The 14,495-nt window shown below is 67.7% G+C and carries 14 protein-coding genes; 7 read left to right on the forward strand and 7 right to left on the reverse strand.

What is annotated here, in order from left to right:
• The first annotated feature begins 75 nt into the window (after positions 1 to 75).
• Positions 76 to 1,326: an ATP-binding protein gene (locus WDC82_RS04645; RefSeq protein ID WP_340116087.1), complete on the forward strand. Its 1,251-nt coding sequence runs from the start codon at positions 76 to 78 to the stop codon at positions 1,324 to 1,326.
• A 109-nt stretch (positions 1,327 to 1,435) separates the two neighbouring features.
• A complete protein-coding gene (locus WDC82_RS04650) occupies positions 1,436 to 2,341 on the forward strand; it encodes an ion transporter (protein ID WP_340116088.1) in 906 nt (301 codons plus the stop codon).
• Here WDC82_RS04650 and WDC82_RS04655 read toward each other — a convergent pair.
• The 3 genes from WDC82_RS04655 to WDC82_RS04665 all read right to left on the reverse strand — a co-directional run bounded on the left by WDC82_RS04655 (position 2,269) and on the right by WDC82_RS04665 (position 3,690).
• The gene (locus WDC82_RS04655; RefSeq protein ID WP_340116089.1) at positions 2,269 to 2,709 is read right to left on the reverse strand and encodes a Rap1a/Tai family immunity protein; all 441 of its coding nucleotides are present in this window, start codon (positions 2,707 to 2,709) and stop codon (positions 2,269 to 2,271) included. The two genes, WDC82_RS04650 and WDC82_RS04655, sit on opposite strands and share 73 nt — an antisense overlap.
• Before the next feature lie 46 nt (positions 2,710 to 2,755).
• Positions 2,756 to 3,322 (reverse strand): NUDIX hydrolase, encoded by a 567-nt coding sequence (locus WDC82_RS04660; protein ID WP_340116090.1) that lies wholly within the window; start codon positions 3,320 to 3,322, stop codon positions 2,756 to 2,758.
• A gap of 65 nt (positions 3,323 to 3,387) precedes the next feature.
• The gene (locus WDC82_RS04665; RefSeq protein ID WP_340116091.1) at positions 3,388 to 3,690 is read right to left on the reverse strand and encodes a hypothetical protein; all 303 of its coding nucleotides are present in this window, start codon (positions 3,688 to 3,690) and stop codon (positions 3,388 to 3,390) included.
• Positions 3,691 to 4,167: 477 nt separating this feature from the next.
• On the opposite strand from WDC82_RS04665, the gene WDC82_RS04670 reads away from it, so the two are divergent.
• Together WDC82_RS04670 and WDC82_RS04675 are read left to right on the forward strand one after the other, a co-directional pair.
• On the forward strand, positions 4,168 to 5,313 hold the full coding sequence (locus tag WDC82_RS04670; protein ID WP_340116092.1) for a DUF2336 domain-containing protein: 1,146 nt from the start codon (positions 4,168 to 4,170) through the stop codon (positions 5,311 to 5,313).
• Between the two features lie 9 nt (positions 5,314 to 5,322).
• On the forward strand, positions 5,323 to 6,900 hold the full coding sequence (locus WDC82_RS04675; RefSeq protein ID WP_340116093.1) for a PAS domain-containing sensor histidine kinase: 1,578 nt from the start codon (positions 5,323 to 5,325) through the stop codon (positions 6,898 to 6,900).
• 289 nt (positions 6,901 to 7,189) lie between these two features.
• Here the strand turns inward: WDC82_RS04675 and WDC82_RS04680 are convergent, their stop codons facing one another.
• The 4 genes from WDC82_RS04680 to WDC82_RS04695 are packed head-to-tail and all read right to left on the reverse strand — an operon-like array spanning position 7,190 to position 11,482.
• Positions 7,190 to 7,570 carry a response regulator gene (locus WDC82_RS04680; RefSeq protein WP_340116094.1) on the reverse strand — a complete coding sequence of 127 codons (381 nt, stop codon included), beginning with the start codon at positions 7,568 to 7,570 and terminating at the stop codon, positions 7,190 to 7,192.
• Positions 7,567 to 9,516, reverse strand: coding sequence for a response regulator (locus tag WDC82_RS04685; RefSeq protein ID WP_340116095.1), 1,950 nt, complete (start codon positions 9,514 to 9,516; stop codon positions 7,567 to 7,569). The genes WDC82_RS04680 and WDC82_RS04685 overlap by 4 nt, the downstream gene beginning before the upstream one ends.
• A gap of 15 nt (positions 9,517 to 9,531) precedes the next feature.
• On the reverse strand, positions 9,532 to 9,978 hold the full coding sequence (locus WDC82_RS04690) for a response regulator (RefSeq protein WP_340116096.1): 447 nt from the start codon (positions 9,976 to 9,978) through the stop codon (positions 9,532 to 9,534).
• A 10-nt stretch (positions 9,979 to 9,988) separates the two neighbouring features.
• Positions 9,989 to 11,482, reverse strand: coding sequence for a PAS domain S-box protein (locus WDC82_RS04695; protein ID WP_340116097.1), 1,494 nt, complete (start codon positions 11,480 to 11,482; stop codon positions 9,989 to 9,991).
• A gap of 437 nt (positions 11,483 to 11,919) precedes the next feature.
• On the opposite strand from WDC82_RS04695, the gene WDC82_RS04700 reads away from it, so the two are divergent.
• The 3 genes from WDC82_RS04700 to WDC82_RS04710 all read left to right on the forward strand — a co-directional run bounded on the left by WDC82_RS04700 (position 11,920) and on the right by WDC82_RS04710 (position 14,332).
• On the forward strand, positions 11,920 to 12,705 hold the full coding sequence (locus WDC82_RS04700) for an AzlC family ABC transporter permease (RefSeq protein ID WP_340116098.1): 786 nt from the start codon (positions 11,920 to 11,922) through the stop codon (positions 12,703 to 12,705).
• Entirely contained in the window at positions 12,698 to 13,054 is a 357-nt protein-coding gene (locus WDC82_RS04705) for an AzlD domain-containing protein (RefSeq protein ID WP_340116099.1), read from the forward strand. Before WDC82_RS04700 ends, WDC82_RS04705 begins: the two co-directional genes overlap by 8 nt.
• Before the next feature lie 75 nt (positions 13,055 to 13,129).
• Complete coding sequence (locus WDC82_RS04710) at positions 13,130 to 14,332, forward strand: JmjC domain-containing protein (RefSeq protein WP_340116100.1); 1,203 nt, start codon at positions 13,130 to 13,132, stop codon at positions 14,330 to 14,332.
• Positions 14,333 to 14,495 lie beyond the last annotated feature (163 nt).

The following is a 14,495-nucleotide window of genomic DNA, read 5'->3' on the forward strand; positions in this document are numbered from 1 at the left end:
CCACAAACATTTCTTAACTACCAGCGGTTTAGCGTCCGCGCTTAAGATTTCCCAACCGACCGAGATGCTGCGCGCATGGTTCCCGCCCCCGCTCCCTCGCCCGACCCCGCCGGCCCGGTCAACGGGGCCGGCTTCGCGGCAACGGAAGACTCCCTGCGCGCGCAGCTGCTGGCGATCGACGCGCCGGCGGTGCCGCCGCAGATGACCTGCAGCGAGGTGCACGGCCTGCTGCGCAGCGACGAGCGCCTCGTCGCCGTCGCCGTGGTCTCGGGCGAGCGCCCCGTCGGCCTGGTCGGCCGCCTGGAGTTTCTCGCCAACATGGCCAGGCCCTTCTGGCCCGAGCTGTTCAACCGCAAGCCCATCGCGAAGCTGATGGACCCGGCGCCGCTGGTGGTCGAGTGGGACAACCGCATCGACCAGGTGAGCGACCTGCTGCTGACCTGCAAGCCCAAGGCGATGACCGACGGCTTCATCGTGACGCGCAAGGGCCGCTACGCCGGCGTCGGCTCGGCCGCGCAGCTGATGCGCATGACCTCGGAGCTCGCCGCGCTGCGCTTCGAGCGGCTGAGCCAGGCGCTGCACCAGGTGACCGAGGCCAATGCGGCGAAATCGAAGTTTCTCGCCAACGTGTCGCACGAACTGCGCACGCCGCTCAACGCCATCATCGGCTTCTCGGAACTGCTGCAGCGCCGGCTCTACGGCCCGCTCTCCGACCAGCAGGTCGAACACATCGGCCACATCCACCAGAGCGGCCAGCTGCTGCTGACCCTGGTCGACGACCTGCTCGATCTCGCCGTTGCCGAGTCCGGGCGCGACCTGCACGAAGACCTGGTCGACCTCGGCGCGCTGCTCGCCGGCTGCGTGAAGCTGCTGGAGCCGCGCGCCGGCGCCAACGGTGTGCATCTGGCGCTCGATCTCCCCGACACGCGCATCGAGGTCGTCGGCGACGAGGTGAAGCTGAAACAGGTGTTCCTGAACCTCCTGACCAACGCGGTGAAATTCACCCCGCCCGGCGGCGGCGTCACCGCGGGCCTGCGCGAAGGCGCCGGGGGCGCGCCCGCCGTCGTCATTGCCGATACCGGCATCGGCATCAGCGAGGCGGAGATCGACCACATCCTGCAGCCCTTCGGCCAGGCGCACGACCGCCGTGCCCACCCGAACCAGGGCGCCGGCCTGGGCCTGCCGCTGGCCAAGGCGCTGGTCGAGCTGCACGGCGGCAGCCTCGGCATCGAAAGCCGCCTCGACCACGGCACCTCCGTGGAAGTGAGCCTGCCCGCCGCGCGGCGCCACGCCGCCGAGGCGCGCCGGACCGCCCGCGCGTCCTGACGCCCCTTCCTCGAGCCCCCCATGCTGCCGCTTCTTCTTGAAGCGCAGCCCGGCGCCCCTCATCTAGTCCGGCAAGTCTCGGAACTGGACAGGGCGGGCGCGGGCGACCATGACGGCGGACAGTACGACCAAGACGGCCGCGGCACAGCCGCGGCTGCAGCGCTTTCTCGAATCCGCCGGCTTCCGGCACTTCATCACGGTACTGATCCTGATCAACGCGGTGATCCTGGGTCTGGAGACCTCCGCCACCGCCACGGCCGCCGCCGGCGACCTGCTGGTCGCCCTGGACCGCGTCATCATCGCTGTCTTCGTGTTGGAGATCGCGGCCAAGCTGTGGGTCTACCGCAAACGCTTCTTCCGCGATCCCTGGAACCTCTTCGACTTCACCGTGGTGGCGATCAGCCTGGCGCCCGCCTCGGCCGCCTTCTCCGTGCTGCGGGCCCTGCGCGTCCTGCGCGTCCTGCGCCTGATCTCCGTGGTGCCGTCGATGCGCAAGGTGGTGCAGGCGCTGCTCGGCGCGATCCCGGGCATGGCCTCCATCGTCGCCCTGCTGTCGCTGATCTACTATGTCTCCTCGGTGATCGCGACCAAGCTGTTCGGCGCCGCCTTTCCGGAGTGGTTCGGCACCATCGGCGCCTCGGCGTACTCGCTGTTCCAGATCATGACCCTGGAGAGCTGGTCAATGGGCATCGTGCGCCCGGTGATGGAGGTCTATCCCTTCGCCTGGGCCTTCTTCGTGCCCTTCATCCTGATCACCAGCTTTGCCGTGCTGAACCTCTTCATCGCCATCATCGTGAACGCCATGCAGGCCCAGCACGACGCGGAGAACAAAGAGGCGCTGGAAGCCTTCAGCCAGAAGTCGCACGGCGACGCCCAGCGTCTGGAAGACGACCTGAAGGCAATGCGCGAAGAGCTGCACGCGCTGCGCCGCCTGCTGGAGGATCAGCGCACCGGCGAAGGCGCCTCGAGCAAGCGTTCCTCGAAGCGGGCCGACCCCTCCGCGCAGGGCCGGTAGATCGACAGCGCATAGGCGACCGCGCCGTCGCCCTTCAGCACACCGCGCGCCGGATTGTCGTCCAGGTGATCGCGCACCACGCCCAGCAACTCGTCCAGAGTCTCCCGGCCGGTCAGGCAGGCCTCGAGCCCGTCGATGCGCGCGCCGGCGCCGCCCAGCATGTCGGCGACCGCCATGACATAGCCGGCGCAGCGCCCTTGCGCGACGGGCTCATCGGAACGGCAGTCGTCGAGCAGTTCGCCGCCGCTGCGATAGCGCGGCAGTTCGTGGGCGAAGAGAGGATCGGCGGCCGCCGCGGGCGAGGCCGCACCGTCAAGCAGCGGCAGCAAGACGCCCGCCGCCAAGAGCCGCCGGTACCCCTGTGCCATGGCGTGGTCTCCTTTCCTGCCTCTCTCCTCGGGAACGAACCGCCCCTCAGGGATGACTCCGGCCGCCGTCCTCTCCAGGGGGGTTGCCGCGCGGGGCAAAGACCGCCTGGCCGCGGACCGCGCGGTGGTCCTTCAAGGCCCAGTGTACCGAGGGAAAGGCCAGTTGGTCCCAGGGAATGGCGTCCCAGGTGAAGAGGTCGAGCTCCAGGGTCTCCGGCCCGGCGGCGACTTCCGGCGTGATCAGCCCGGCGCGGTAGATGAGCTGGATCTGCGAGATGCGTGGGATCGAATAGACCGCCAGCAACTGGTCGATCTCGAGGCGCGCACGCGCCTCCTCCCAGGCCTCGCGCCTGGCCCCCGCGGCGGCCTCCTCGTGGAGTTCCAGGTAGCCGGCCGGCAGGGTCCAGAAGCCGCGCCGCGGCTCTATCGCGCGGCGGCACAGCAGGATGCGGTCTTGCCAGGTCGCCACCGAGCCGACCACGATCTTCGGGTTCTCATAGTTCACGAAGCCGCAGTCGCGGCAGACCAGGCGGGTGCGGTCGTCGCCCGCGGGCACCTTGCGCTCGAAGCGGTGCTCCTGCTCCGCGGCCGTAGGGTCTTCGGAAGCGCTCATGGCGCTACTGTGGCGCAGCCGCACCCCAGCAACAAGGCCGCCAGAATGCTTAAGTCAGAGGAGGATCAGGCCCGCAGGTCGACGAAGCTGCCGCGTGGCGGCAGCGGTCCACCGCCGACAGCGGCGACCGGCTGCGTTGCGGCAGACAGGTCCGGCCCGGACGCATTGGGGGACGCACTGGGGGCCGCCTTGGCGGACGCCTGGGGCGCCGTCGCCTGAAAAGTCCCGGTCCTTGCCGCCGCGGTTGCGCGCGGATCGCCCGGCGTCGCGGCCGCGCCGGACGGGGCGGCGTTGTGGGCGCCGCCTTGGGCGCCGAGCGCCTTCAAAAGGGAGGGTGAGAGGGCCGAGGGGCCAGAGCCGATCTGCATAACGACAGTATCCACCCGGCCGGTTAAGGGCGCGTGAATCGGACGGAAAGACTTCCCTGGTTGGTCCGGCTGGTCACAGGTAATCAATCATTCTTATTATATAATCGTTTCAGCTAGTAATCTGAATGCAGTACTTGGGCCGGGGTCACCGCAATCCCTTGCCGAGGCTTGCCGGAAGAAATCTCAATAAGACATTGATTCTACAAGATATTATGACCAAGACCGCAGCGCCGACCAAGCCGATTTCACGAGATTGTAACGTTCCGAGGACTATATTTCCCTGCGTTGATCCGACTACTTACAAGTCGCGGCCGTAAATCGATAGAATAAATAAAGATCAAACTTCACATTGTTTTTACCTTGATTTACTATTTTTAAGGGGTGCCGGCCGTCTTGTCTGCGGCGACAGGGGATGAAATAGACAGTCCATCTGCCGCGGACGGGTTTTAACGACCAGCCGTTTTCGGGAAGGGCCGAATGAACGATCACGAACAGGATCTTCATTCTCTGTTGAAGCTTGCTCTCGACAAGTCGATCGAGGGTCGCGAGCAGTTGACGGCGCGCATCGCGCAGCTGTCGCTGGAACGCGAGCACATGCTGAGCGATCAGGAACGCGACCTGATCTTCGAGATCCTCGACAAGCTGATCCACGAATTCGAGCTGCCGATCCGCAAGCGCCTCGCCGACCGCCTGTCGCGCAACCCGGCGGCGCCGCGCGCCCTGGTCATCGCGCTGGCCAACGATGAGTTCGCCGTCGCCCAGCCGGTGCTGCTGCGCTCCACCCTGCTGACGGACGAAGAGCTGATCAGCATCATCCACCACCGCAGCCGGCAGCATCAGATCGCCATCGCCCGCCGCCGCGACCTGAGCGAGGCGGTCAGCGACGAGCTGGTCGGGACCAAGGACAGCGACGTCATCACCGCGCTGCTGGAAAACACCAGCGCCCGCATCTCCGAGGCGACGCTGGCCTACCTGACCGAGCAGGCCCAGCACATCGACAGTTATCAGGAACCCCTGGTGCGCCGCCAGGACCTCACCAACGATCTCGCCATGCGGCTCTACTGGGTCGTCGCCGCCAACCTGCGCGCCGAGATACTGGCGAGCTACGACATCCACCCGACCGCCCTGGACGACGCGCTGGAGACCAGCGTGCTGGAGATGGCCGACGATCTGCGCGGCGGCGGCCCCAACCTGGAACAAACCGCCGCCGACCTGGCGCGCTGCATGGCGCGCGAGCAGCAGGTGACCGCGGGCATGCTGATCAAGACGCTGCGCCAGGGCCAGGTGCCGCTGTTCGAGGCCCTGTTCGAGGAATGGAGCGGCATCACCCAGCCGCGCCGCACCGAGATTCTCTACGGATCCGGCGGCGAGGGACTGGCCATCGCCTGTATCGCGCTGGGCGTTTCCAAGCAGGACTTTGCGACGCTGTTCCTGCTGAGCCGAAGCGCCGGTTCCGGTGGCCAGAAGACCTCGCCCGGCGACCTGGCGCGGGCCACACGCATCTTCGACAAGACCAAGCGCGAGGACGCCCAGCACGTCCTGCGCAGCTGGCAGCGCGTCCCGGCCTTCCAGGCCGCCGTGCGCGATCTCGAAATGAACAAGACAAAACCAAGCAGGGGCTGAGCGGGGCCGGTGACGACCGATGTAAGCAAGCCGAAGATGGTGGCGCGCAATGCCGAGTCCGGCGGCGCGCCGAAAACGGCCACGCTGAAGGTGGCCGACCCGCCGCAGCAGGCCCGGGGGAGCGACGAGACCGGCGATCTGCTGGTGTCGCTGCAGCGCGAGCTGCTGGAGGAAGGCCCGCCGACCTGCCTGGTGTCGCCGGACGGCACGGTGCTGTACGGTAACAAGGCCTATCACAAGATCAGCGGCGCGCTGGCCGAGGCCGGCGCCTTGCCCAGCCAGTCCACACTGGGCCTGCTGCCGCAGAGCAGCGACTTCCTGCCCCTTGCCGTCAGCCAGGAGCACAAGCTGACCATCGACGGGCGAACCGAATACTACCGCGCCAAGCGCCGCTCGCTGCGCGCTGCCGACGGCAGTATCCGTGCCACCGCCCTGGTCTATGAATCCACAACCAAGCTGAAGGCGACCGCCACCGCCCTGGTGCAGGCGACCACGCGGTTGGACGATACCACCCGCCTGGTTTCCGACTGGGTGTGGGAAACCGACCGCAACCTGGTGCTCACCTTCGTGTCCCCGCGCGTGCATGACGCCCTGGGCTTTCACCCGCGCGAGATCATCGGCCGTCCGCTGAATGACCTGCCCGAGGAACTGTCGCCCAAGCTGATGTCGCTCGCGACCAGCGAGCGCCACGCCCCGTTCCGCGACATCGAGATCGCGGTACGCCACCGCAGCGGCGAGACCCTGCTGTTCCGCCTCAACGGCCTGCCGGTCTACTGCCCGGACAGTGGCAACTTCCTGGGCTATCGCGGCACGGCGGAAAACATCACCGCGCTGCGCCAGCGCGAGGAAGCGCTGATCGGCGCCAAGGAGAGCGCCGAGCTGGCCAACCGCGCCAAGACCGAGTTCCTCGCCAACATGAGCCACGAGTTGCGGACGCCGCTGAACGCGGTGATCGGCTTTTCGGAGATCATGGAGAGCGAACTGCTCGGTCCGCTGGGCAGCAACCAGTACAAGAGCTACGCCGCCGACATCCACGAGAGCGCCCAGCACCTGCTGACCCTGATCAACGACATCCTGGACGTCGCCAAGATCGAGGCGGGCGCCCACGAGCTGCGCGAGGAGGAAGTCGACCCGGCCGACGTGGTCGGCGCCGTCGAGCGGCTGGTCGTCGAACGCGCCAAGCGCGCCGGGCTGGATCTCAGCATCCACCTGCCGGAGCATCTGCCGCACCTGCGCGCCGACGAGCGCAAGCTGAAGCAGGTGCTGCTGAACCTGATGTCCAACGCCATCAAGTTCACGCCGGAGGGCGGCCGCGTCGCCCTGGCGGCGCGCTACGAGGCCGGCGGCGGCTTCGTTTTCGAGGTGAGCGATACCGGCATCGGCATCGCGGCGGAAGACATCCCGCGCGCCTTCGCTCCCTTCGAGCAGGTCGACAGCCGCCTCAGTCGCCAGTTCGAGGGCACCGGCCTGGGCCTGCCGCTGTCCGACGGCTTCGTGAAGCTGCATGGTGGCCGCCTGGACCTGGAAAGCACGCCCGGCAAGGGCACCACGGCCATCGTGCGTCTGCCCGCCGAACGGGTGATCTGAACCGACCTGCTGAATGAGCACCCGGCTGGCGGCCCATCCTTCGAGACGGCGCTGACGCGCCTCCTCAGGATGAGGACCTTGTTCTATGGAAGCAGCAAGGAAAGCGCCGGTTTAAACTCAAGCCTCATCCTGAGGAGGGCCGACAGGCCCGTCTCGAAGGACGAGGCGTCCGTCCGGCTGCACGGCAAAGCGCCGAACCTCCTTGGCTACCCTCGTGATCTCAGCCGAAGCCCGTGAGGACAATCCGGCCGCCAAGCTTTACGGCGCAAGCCGCCGGAGCGCCGTCCGGTCACGGGCCGAGCAATCCGGCCAGCAGTTCGCGCAGCTCGGCGGCGCGCACCGGCTTGACCACGACGCCGGCCATGCGCAGGGAATGAGCCTCGCCGAGCAGCTGCGCGGATTCCATCATCTGCGGATTGAAGCCGCTCATCAGGACGATCTGCGCGCGGCTGCCTTCCGCCGCCAGGAAATGCAGCAGCTCGATGCCGTCGGTGTTCGGCATCACCATGTCGAGCACCACGACGTCGGGCCGGACCTCGCGGTAGAGCGGGGCAAAGCCGTTGGCGTGCGCGGTAAAGTGCATGCGGTAACCCAGACCCTCGGCGATCCGCCGCACGAAGTCGCCGACCTGCGGCTCGTCGTCGCACATCAAGAGCTGCTTCGCCGTCACGATTCGCCACCTCCCGCGTCGAGCACCTCGCGCAGTTTGCGTGCGAGCTCGTCCTTGCGGTAAGGCTTGCTGAGCAGACTGCCGTCGAGACCGGCACCAGGCGCGCTGCCGATAGCACTCTCGGCGTAGCCCGAGGTGAAGAGGACCTTCAGGTCCGGCCGGCGCTTACGCGCCGCCTGTGCCAGCTGGGGCCCGGACATTCCGCCGGGCATGACGACATCGGTGAACAGCAGGTCGATGGTATCGTCGGCCGCCAGGGTCTCCAGGGCCTCGCGGCCACTGGTGGCTTCGACGACGCGGTAGCCGAAAGCGCGCAGGTGGTTCACCGCGACCTGACGCACCGCGGCGCTGTCCTCTACCACCAGAATCTTGGCGTCGCCGCCCGGGACAGGGCTCTCGGTTCCTACCGCCACGGCATCTTCGCGCTGCCTGCCATCGCCGCACGGCAGGTAGAGGCGCACCGTGGTGCCGTAGTCGATCTCGCTGTAGATCTTCACGTGCCCACCGGACTGCTTGGCAAAGCCATAGACCATGCTGAGGCCGAGGCCGGTGCCCTGGCCCATCTCCTTGGTCGTGAAGAAGGGATCGAAGACCTTGTCGAGGATCGCGGGAGCGATACCGGCGCCGCTGTCGGACACCGCCAGCATGACGTAGCTGCCGGGTGCGACGTCGGCGTTCTGCGCGACGTAGTCATCGTCAAGCTGCTTGTTCGCCGTCTCGATGACGAGGCGGCCGCCGCCGGGCATGGCATCGCGCGCGTTGATCGCCAGGTTGGCGAAGGCCGATTCGAGCTGCGCCGGATCGGCCAGCACCGGCCAGAGATCGGCGGCGAACTGGGTCTCTATTTCCACCGGCTCGCCGAGAGTCCGGCGCAGCAGCTCGATGGTGCTGGCGATGCGCTCGTTCATGTCGAAGGCCTTCGGCTCCAGCCGCTGGCGGCGCGCGAAGGCGAGCAGCTGGCGGGTCAGGTCGGCACCGCGCAGGCTGGCCTCCAGCGCCACGCGCGCCATCGCCGCGACCTCGCTGTCCCGGTCTATGCGCTCCAGCAGGAGATCGAGATTGCCGATCATCACCGTCAACAGGTTGTTGAAGTCGTGCGCCAGGCCGCCGGTCAGCTGGCCGACCGCTTCCATACGCTGCGCCTGCCTCAACTGGGCTTCCAGCGCCCTGCGCTCGCTGACGTCGCGGATGACGGTCATGAAGGTGACATGGCCGTCCTCGACGAGCTTCGAGATGGCTGCCTCCGCCGGGAATTCCTCACCATCCTTGCGCCGGCCGAAGATCTCGATCCGTTCGTTCATTCGCTGCACGCCGCCGGGCAGAGCCGCGAAATCGGACATGTGGTCACGGTGGTTCGCGACGAAGCGCGCCGGCAGCAGCAGGTCCAGCGGCTGGCCGATGGCTTCCTCCGCGCTGTGGCCGAACAGCGCCTCGGCCGCCCGATTGTAGAGTGTGATACGGAAGGCGCCGTCGGCGGCGACGATCGCATCCGGAGCCATTGCCAGCACCTCGCGAAAGCGCCGCTCTGCCAGCGCGCGCTGCTGCCGATCGCGGGCCTGTTCGTGGCGCGCGGTGGCGTCGCGCAGCTCGCGCTCGACCGCCGGCACCAGACGCTTCAGGCGGTCCTTCACGATGTAGTCGTGCGCACCGGCGCGCATCGCCGCGACCGCCATCTCCTCTGTCAGGGTGCCGGAAACGAAGATGAAGGGGATATCGATTCCCCGCCGGTGCAGAATCTCGAGTGCTTCGGCGCCGCTGAAACCCGGCATGGTGAAATCGCAGAGGATAATGTCCCAGTCGCCTTCTTCCAGCGCGCCCGTAAAGCTTTCACGAGATGCGACGCGGCGACTCTCCGGCTGAAACCCGCCGCGTTTGAGCTCCCACATGAGGAGGTCGGCGTCGTCGGCGGAGTCTTCGACCAGAAGGACACGAATTTGACTACCCATGCCTGCGGCGCCTCCTTAGCCGGAACGGCGCGGCGGCGCCTCGTTCAGCAGCAGCCAGTAGAGGCCGAGCTGGCGGGCCGCTTCGAGGAAATCGTCGAAGTTGACCGGCTTGCGCACGTAGCTGTTGGCGCCGAGACGATAGCCCTGCACGAGATCCTGTTCCTCGCGCGAAGACGTGAGGATGACGACCGGCAACAGTTCGGTACGCGTGTCGGCGCGGATGCGGCGCAGCACCTCCAGGCCGTCGACCTTGGGCAGCTTCAGATCGAGCAGCACGAGCTGCGGCAGATCGTTGGTGTCGCGTCCTTCGTAGGCGCCTTCGGCGAAGAGATAGTCGAGCGCCTCGGCACCGTCGCGCGCCACCACCACCTGGTTCTTGATGTTGTTCTTGGCGAAGGCGCGCAGGGTGAGGACCTCGTCGTCGGCATTGTCCTCCACCAGCAGTATCGTCTTCTCGATCATCAAAAATCCTTTACTCCAGCGTGAAATAGAAGGTCGCGCCCTTGTCGACCTCGCCGGCCGCCCAGATGCGGCCGCCGTGCTTGGTGACGATGCGCTGGACCGTGGCGAGACCGATGCCGGTGCCGGGAAACCGCGCCGCGTCGTGCAGCCTCTGGAAAGCGCGGAACAGCTGATCGGCATGCGCCATGTCGAATCCGGCGCCGTTGTCGCGGATGAAGTAGGCCTCGCCTTTGTCCTGGCGGCAGGATCCGAACTCGATGCGCGTCGGCGTCCGCCCGGCGGTGAACTTCCAGGCGTTTCCCAGCAGGTTTTCCAGCACGATCTGGATGAGGCGCGCGTCGCACTGCGCCGTCAGCCCGCCGGTGATCGCGAAATCGGCCATGCGGGCCGGATCTCGCGCGCGCAGATCTTCTGCGATGCCCTGGGCCAGTGCGCTGAGGTCGACCTGCCGCAGGTGCATGTCGGCCCGGGTGACGCGGGACAGCATGATGAGGTCGTCGATCAGGACGCCCATGCGCTGCGCCGCGCGGCGCACCCGGTTCAGATAGTCGCGGCCGGTATCGTCGAGCTGGTCGGCGGAGTCCTCCAGCAGCGCCTGGCTGAAGCCATCGATGGCGCGCAGCGGCGCGCGCAGGTCGTGGGAGACCGAGTAGCTGAAGGACTCCAGCTCCTTGTTCACCGCCGCCAGTTCCGTGTTGTCGCGCAGCAGCCGCTCGTTCAGCGTCTCGATTTCGTGGCGGGCCCGCTGTCGGTCGGTGACGTCGCGCACCGCGGCGATGATCAGCGTCCCCTGCTCCGTGTGTACCGGGCTGAGGCTGATCTCGACCGGAAACTCGCTGCCGTCGGCGCGCTGGCCGAACAATTCGCGGTTCTCACCCATGGGGCGGACGCGGGGCGCGGCGATGAAGGCGTCGCGGTAGGCGACATGCCCGCGGCGGATGCGTTCGGGGACCAGGATCTCGATCGGCTGGCCGATCAGGCGGTCGCGCGAATAGCCGAACAGCCGTTCGGTCTGCGCGTTTACCAGTTCGATGCGGCCTTGAGTGTCGGCGATGACGATCGCATCGGGCGCCGCCTCCAGCAGAGCGCGAAAGCGGGTCTCGCGGTCGCGCACCTCTTTTTCCGCCTGCTTGGCCCGGGTGACGTCGCGGATGGCGGCGATGACCAGCGTGCCCTCGTCGGTATCGGCCGGGCTGAGGCTGATGGCGATCGGGAACTCGCTGCCGTCGGCACGCCGCCCCGACAGCTCCAGGCCTTCGCCCATCGGCCGCACCCGCGGCGCGGCCACGAAGCCGAGGCGGTGACCGACATGGCGGTCGTGCAGGCGCTCAGGCACCAGGATCTCCACCGGCCGGCCGATGAGGTCGCGGCGCGCATAGCCGAACAGGCGCTCGGTCTGGACGTTGACCAGCACGATATTGCCGTCGCCGTCGGTGATCACCACGGCGTCCGGTGCCGCTTCCAGCAGGGCACGGAAGTGCGCCTCGCGGCTGGGGGTGGTCACCGGCACGCGCTTGCCAGCCTGCGCGCGCCATCCGGGATCTGCCCCCCCTGACAGAGGACAAACCGGTGGCGAAGCGGAACGAGCAAAACTAATAGACGCAGCGGCACATAATCGTCACCGGTTGTGCCGAGCCGATCCTCAATCTCAATCACAGACGCTCCCAGCCGGAATCCCGACCCCATCAAAAAAGGCCGAGACCCCTTCCCAATACGTCTCCGCTTGACTGCCGATTTATCCCTACAACTGATAGGGGCTTGTTTTGCTTTGGTACCATCTCCACGCGTATTGTTGCCTGGTAACCGACTAATTTTCTAGACAATTCTGAGCGTTGAGTTCCCTCTGCCGCGCTGGTACCGCCAGCCGCCAGGGATCTGCATGGCAGCCCTGTCCGATTAACGGCTGGCCCGCCCCCTGAGGCGCCGCTAGCTTTGCGGGCGATGCCCGTCCCCAGCGACTCGCCCGCAAAGTCCGACCCCGCCGCTCATCCTTCCGGTGCCTTCACCTCGCCGCGCGCCGCGGCGCTGGCCGGCCTGAAGGATTCGCTCGGCGTGCCGATGCTGGTGCTCGGCGCCTCCTATGTCGGCTTCGGCTCACTGGTGCACGGCGCCGGCCTCGACGTCTGGCTCGGCATCTTCTCCACCTTTTCCGGCTGGGCGCTGCCCGGACAGATCGTCGTCGTCGAGCTCTACAGCCTGGGCGGCTCGCTGCTGCTGGTCGCCGCCGCCGTCGGCATGACCAACGCGCGCCTGCTGCCGATGACGGTATCGCTGATGCCCTACCTGCGCGCCCGCGGCACCCCCGCCTGGGCCTACTACCTCGTCTCGCACTACGTGGCGGTGACCGCCTGGGCGGCCGGCATGCGGGTCTGCCCGACGCTGCCGCCCGAGCAGCGCCTGCCCTACTTCGCCGCCTTCGGCACCGCGCTGTGGGCGATGTGCCTGGTCACCACCGCCCTCGGCTTCTACCTGACCGGCCTGCTGCCCGGCTACGTCACCCTGGGGCTGGTGTTCCTCAACCCGATCTACTTCATGCTGGTCTTCGTCGCCGACGCGCGCCACCGCGCGCGCATCCTGGCGCTGGTGGTCGGCGCCCTGCTGGGCCCGCCGCTGCACCTGGTCTCGCCGGACTGGGGCCTCTTGGCGACCGGCGTCGCGGCCGGCTCCATCGCCTTCGGCCTCGACCTCGTGCTGCCGTCCAGGCCGAAGGGCCGCGGCGATGCTTGAGCAAAGCCTGAACGGCGGCCCCTGGTGGCCCTATGCCATGGTCATCGTCGGTGGCCTGGCGACCTATTTCTGGCGCGCCCTGGGCGTCGCGCTGTCCGGGCGCATCGACGCCGGCAGCCGCCTCTTCGAGTGGGTGGCCTGCGTCGCCTACGCCATGCTGGCCGGGCTCATCGCCCGCATGATCCTGCTGCCCAACGGGCCCCTGGCGCAGACCGCCACGGCGGACCGCATCGCCGGCGCCGTCATCGCGCTGGCGATCTTCTTCGTCGCCCGCCGCAGCATCGGCCTGGGCGTCGCCGCCGGAGCCGGCGCCCTGGTGCTGATTTCCTGGGGCCGCGCCGTCTTCTGAGCCGGCTTCCGGGCCCGCCTTGCACCCGGCGGGGAGTCGCCCTATACCGGGAGCAGCGAAACCTGCGAGCGGCAGATGACCACCCTCCTCGACAGCCTGCTGGCGCCCCTCGACCGCGACACCTTCTTCCGCGAGTACTTCGGCAGGAAGCACCTGCACGTGAAGGGCACGCCCGAGCGCAGCGCCGCCATCATGACCCTCGCCGGCCTCAACGGCCTGATGTCGATGACCTCGGTGTGGTCGCCCCAGACCCTGAAGGTCATGATGGACCGCAACCCGGTGCCGCTGCCCGACTACTGCACGCGAACCTTGGCGCTGGGGCCCGAGGGCAGCGCGCTGCGGCCCGATCCGGATCTGGTGCAGCGCTGGATCGGCAAGGGCGCCTCGGTGATCCTCAACGACGTCGACGCGCTGTCGCCCGGCGTGCGCCAGTTCGCCAACGAGCTGCAGGAGGCGACCGGCGGCCGCAGCCAGGCCAACGTGTACTTCTCCATGTCGCAGCACCAGGCCTTCGGCCCGCACTGCGACGTGCACGAGGTCTTCGCCGTGCACTGCAACGGCGAGAAGGTGTGGAACATCTACGAGAACCGCGAGGGCACGCCGATCAACCACCCGAGCTTCCAGTTCGGCGACGCCGAGCGCGAACGCCGCGCCGGCAAGGTGGCCGAGCAGGTGAAGATGCAGCCGGGCGATCTGCTGTACATCCCGCGCGGGCGCTATCACGACGCCCTGGCCTCGGCGAACGGCGCGCTCCACATCGCCTTCGGCGTGACGATGCCCAAGCCGCTGGACCTGCTGGGCATCATCTGGGAAGCCGCCGTGCAGGACCCCGAGCTGCGCGCCGACCTGCCGCACCGGGCCGATGCCGCCGCGCTCGGCACGCTGCTGAAGAAGATGGGCAGGAAGGTCGAGACAATCCTCGCCGGCAAGGCCGCGCAGGACGCCGCGGTGAAGGCGGTCGAGTCCTGGCCTTACGCCTTCAAGAGCTACGACCTGGAAAGCCAGGTGAAGATGCCCTGCGCCCCGGCCAAGGCGGCAAAGGGCGGCGACTACCGCGTCAGCAAGCAGGTGCGCGTGGTGCAGCAGAACGGCCGCCCCATGCTGACCGACGGCAAGCAGCACGTCGAGGTGCCCAAGGCCGTCGCCAAGCAGGTGAGCTTCATCATGAGCCGCGACACGGTCAGCGCCACCTCCCTGCGGCAGCAGTTCCCGGAGATGTCGGAAGCCGCCGTCGCCGAGCTGATCGAGAACATGAAGGCGATGCGCGCGATTGCGTAGATTCCCTCTCCCCTTTGTGGGAGAGGCAGGGGCCCGCGTAAGCGGGAGGGTGAGGGGTGGCGACGCCGCTCTGTCGTCTAAGGTTTGGCAAGACTGCTGCCCCCTCACCCAGCTTCGGCTAAGCTCGCTTCACTCGCCAAGCCTGCGCATCCCTCTCCCACGA

Origin of the sequence: Pelagibius sp. 7325 (assembly GCF_037652055.1) — a bacterium.
GTDB lineage: Bacteria > Pseudomonadota > Alphaproteobacteria > Kiloniellales > Kiloniellaceae > Pelagibius.

Coding starts and splice junctions, on each gene's coding strand:
- WDC82_RS04645 (WP_340116087.1), top strand. CDS start 76: ATGGTTCCCGCCCCCGCTCCCTCGCCCGACCCCGCCGGCCCGGTCAAC.
- WDC82_RS04650 (WP_340116088.1), top strand. CDS start 1,436: ATGACGGCGGACAGTACGACCAAGACGGCCGCGGCACAGCCGCGGCTG.
- WDC82_RS04655 (WP_340116089.1), bottom strand. CDS start 2,709: ATGGCACAGGGGTACCGGCGGCTCTTGGCGGCGGGCGTCTTGCTGCCG.
- WDC82_RS04660 (WP_340116090.1), bottom strand. CDS start 3,322: ATGAGCGCTTCCGAAGACCCTACGGCCGCGGAGCAGGAGCACCGCTTC.
- WDC82_RS04665 (WP_340116091.1), bottom strand. CDS start 3,690: ATGCAGATCGGCTCTGGCCCCTCGGCCCTCTCACCCTCCCTTTTGAAG.
- WDC82_RS04670 (WP_340116092.1), top strand. CDS start 4,168: ATGAACGATCACGAACAGGATCTTCATTCTCTGTTGAAGCTTGCTCTC.
- WDC82_RS04685 (WP_340116095.1), bottom strand. CDS start 9,516: ATGGGTAGTCAAATTCGTGTCCTTCTGGTCGAAGACTCCGCCGACGAC.
- WDC82_RS04690 (WP_340116096.1), bottom strand. CDS start 9,978: ATGATCGAGAAGACGATACTGCTGGTGGAGGACAATGCCGACGACGAG.
- WDC82_RS04700 (WP_340116098.1), top strand. CDS start 11,920: ATGCCCGTCCCCAGCGACTCGCCCGCAAAGTCCGACCCCGCCGCTCAT.
- WDC82_RS04705 (WP_340116099.1), top strand. CDS start 12,698: ATGCTTGAGCAAAGCCTGAACGGCGGCCCCTGGTGGCCCTATGCCATG.
- WDC82_RS04710 (WP_340116100.1), top strand. CDS start 13,130: ATGACCACCCTCCTCGACAGCCTGCTGGCGCCCCTCGACCGCGACACC.